This is a genomic window from Bradyrhizobium sp. P2_E8, assembly GCF_056403875.1.
This window is the reverse complement of sequence record NZ_JBFUES010000896.1, coordinates 1-3,098: the sequence shown is the minus strand read 5'-3', so window position 1 is coordinate 3,098 and position 3,098 is coordinate 1. Positions and strand designations below refer to the sequence as shown.

Sequence of the window (3,098 nt, the reverse complement as noted above, 5' to 3'; positions counted from 1 at the left end):
GCCCAGCGGCGTCATTCCGGGGCGGTGCGTCAGCACCGAACTATGGTGCGCGGTTGCGCACCTGAGAATCTCGAGATTCCGGGTCTGGTCCTTCGGACCAGCCTGGAATGACGGAGCAAAGGGTTACCCGCCCACCACCAGATCGTCGCGGTGGATCATCTCGGCGCGGCCGCTGATGCCGAGAATGGTCATCACGTCCGGGGAGGAGCGGCCCTTGATCCGCTCGGCGTCGTCGGCGTCATAGGCGATCAGGCCGCGGCCGATCTCGCTCATATCGGGGCCGCGCACGATCACGGCATCGCCGCGGGCGAACTGGCCCTCGACCTTGGTCACGCCGGCCGGCAGCAGGCTGGCGCCGGCGCGCAGCGCCGTCACCGCGCCGGCGTCGATCGTCAGCGTGCCCTTCGGCTCCAGCGTGCCCGCGATCCAGCGCTTGCGCGAGGTGATGGGATTGGCCGGCGTCAGGAACCAGGTGCAGCGGCCGCCATCGGCGATCGCCTGGAGCGGGTGCTCGATCTTGCCGGAGGCAATCAGCATATGCGTGCCGCCGGTGGTGGCGATCTTGGCCGCCTCGACCTTGGTGCGCATGCCGCCGCGCGACAGCTCGGACTCGGCGTCTCCAGCCACCGCCTCGATCTCCGAGGAGATGCTGTCGACGACGGGAATGAGCTTTGCGTTCGGGTTGTTCTTCGGCGGAGCGTCGTAGAGCCCGTCGATGTCCGACAGCAGCACCAGGAGGTCGGCGCTCGCCATGGTGGCGACGCGCGCGGCGAGGCGGTCGTTGTCGCCGTAGCGGATCTCGGTGGTCGCGACCGTGTCGTTCTCGTTGATGACAGGGATGGCGCGCCACTCCAGGAGCTTGCCGATGGTGGAGCGCGCATTGAGATAGCGGCGGCGCTCTTCGGTGTCCTGAAGCGTGACCAGGATCTGGCCGGAGTCGATGCCGTGGGCCCCCAACACCTCCGACCAGATCCGCGCCAGCGCGATCTGGCCGACGGCCGCGGCGGCCTGGCTCTCCTCCAGCTTCAGCGGGCCGCGCGGCAGCTTGAGCCGGCTGCGGCCGAGTGCGATCGAGCCCGAGGAGACGACGAGGACGTCGCGTCCCCCCTTGTGCAGCTTGGCCATGTCGTCGGCGAGCGCGGCGAGCCAGGACGTCCGCACCTCGCCCTTGTCGGAATCGACCAGCAGCGCTGAGCCGACCTTGACGACAATGCSGCGGAATTGACTGAGTTCGGGGCTGGCCATGTGTGTATGCGTTGGCGCGTGTGATGAATTGCTCGGTGTGGAACGGCGGAGCAAACAAGCGGCGCCGGTAAGGCCTGCTTTTGCAGCAGGACGATGGCCGGCGCAAGGCGGCGGGGATGGTAAACGGCGCAACCTTGCTTGGTCATCGGCCTTGTCTTGCGCGCCGGCCCGGTTCTGATGCCGGCAACCATATAATGGGCTGGAAGGGGAAACGCATGGATCGCCGCAAATTCATGGCTGGATGTCTTGGAGGAGGTCTTGGGCTGCCGCTCCTCGCACAAGCGGGCGGGGCGCAAGCGCAGGCGGGGCTTTCAAAAATCATCTTTCCGTTTGCGGCGGGCGCCGGCGGCGACACGCTGTGCCGGCTGATCGCGCAGGAGATGGCGCCGGCACTGCAACGGACCATCGTGGTCGAGAACCGCACCGGCGGCGACGGCCTGATCGGCATCAAGGCGGTGAAGGGCGCGAGCCCCGATGGCAACATGGTGCTGGTGACGACGGGCCCCACCATGTACCTGCTGCCGATGGTGGAGACGACGCCGAGCTTCGACACGGCCAAGGATTTCATGCCGGTGTCGCTGCTGGCGCGGTTCGAGTTCGCCGTTGTGATCGGCCCAGCGATCGATGCTGCCGATTTCAAGTCATTCGTGGCGTGGCTGAAGGCGCATCCGGACAAGACATCGTTCGGGGTGCCAAGCAACGGCACCATTCCGCATTTCATGGGCTCCAAGCTCGAGAAGGATCTCGGCATTCCCTTGACCCGCGTGCCCTATCGCGGCAGCGCACCGATCCTCAATGATCTCATCGGCGGCCATCTGTCGTTCGGCATCGTGACATTGGCCGATGCGCTGCCGCAGCACCGCGCCAAGGGCGTGAAGATCATCGCGGTCTCGAGCCCGGAACGGTCGCCCTTCGCGCCCGAGGTCCCGACGCTGAAGGAGAGCGGCATCGATCTGGTTGCGGACGCCTGGTACGGCATGTGGCTTCCCGCCGGCAGTCCGCCGGAATTCGCCAGCAAGCTCGGCGCTGCCGCGAGCGCCGCGCTCGCCAAGCCCGAGGTGAAGGAGAAGCTCACCGCGATCGGCCTGATCCCGGTCGGTAGCAGCGCGGATGGGCTGACGAAGGAGCTCGTCGCCAACACGGCGTTCTGGCAGCCGATCGTCAAGGCGACAGGATACAAGATCGAGAATTGAGCTGCTGCTCGCGCCACACACTCCGTCGTCATGGCCGGGCTTGACCCGGCCATCCACGTGCTTCAGCGATGGAGTGAGGCGTGGATGCCCGGGTCAAGCCCCGGGCATGACGAGCTGTGAGAGCTTCGCACCTCACTCTATCCCCTCATCCTGAGGAGCTTGCGAAGCAAGCGTCTCGAAGGATGAAAGGCCGAGGTGCGGCAGCGGGGCCTGCATGGTTCGAGACGGCGCGATCGCGCCTCCTCACCATGAGGGTCTCACATCTTCGCGCGCTGCGCGATGCCGTCCTTGATCGCCGCAAGCTCGGCCTCATCCCAGATGCCGATCAAGACGCCGCCCTTCACTTGCAGCTGATTGTCAGCATAGGCCGCGATCTTCTCGCGCGGCGTGGTGATGTGGTCGTTCGGGTGCAGCGCCCAGTCGAACAGCTCGGCCTGAAGGCGCGCGATGATGCCGGCGCATTCGGGATCGTCGCCGCGATCCAAAAACTCTTCCGGATCGGTTTCGAGATCATACAGCATCGGGCGGAAGCCGGAGGCGTGGATGTATTTCCAGCGGCCGTCGAACACCATGAACAGGCGGCAGCGCTCGATCGGCTGGTTCAGCTTCAGCCGCACATCCTGCATGGCGTAGTCGTATTCGGAGAACGCGACCTTGCGC

At 66.1% G+C, this 3,098-nt stretch carries 2 protein-coding genes and 1 pseudogene; 1 reads left to right on the top strand and 2 read right to left on the bottom strand.

Going from position 1 to position 3,098, the window contains the following annotated elements:
• Positions 1 to 123: 123 nt before the first annotated feature.
• Positions 124 to 1,245 carry a glutamate 5-kinase gene (gene proB / locus AC1D00_RS33865; RefSeq protein WP_477013663.1) on the bottom strand — a complete coding sequence of 374 codons (1,122 nt, stop codon included), beginning with the start codon at positions 1,243 to 1,245 and terminating at the stop codon, positions 124 to 126.
• A gap of 215 nt (positions 1,246 to 1,460) precedes the next feature.
• Here proB and AC1D00_RS33860 point away from each other — a divergent pair, with 215 nt between their 5' ends.
• Positions 1,461 to 2,438: a Bug family tripartite tricarboxylate transporter substrate binding protein gene (locus AC1D00_RS33860; protein ID WP_477013662.1), complete on the top strand. Its 978-nt coding sequence runs from the start codon at positions 1,461 to 1,463 to the stop codon at positions 2,436 to 2,438.
• Positions 2,439 to 2,695: 257 nt separating this feature from the next.
• Here AC1D00_RS33860 and AC1D00_RS33855 read toward each other — a convergent pair.
• Positions 2,696 to 3,098 (bottom strand): annotated as a pseudogene (locus AC1D00_RS33855) (phosphonate monoester hydrolase); the annotation flags it as partial.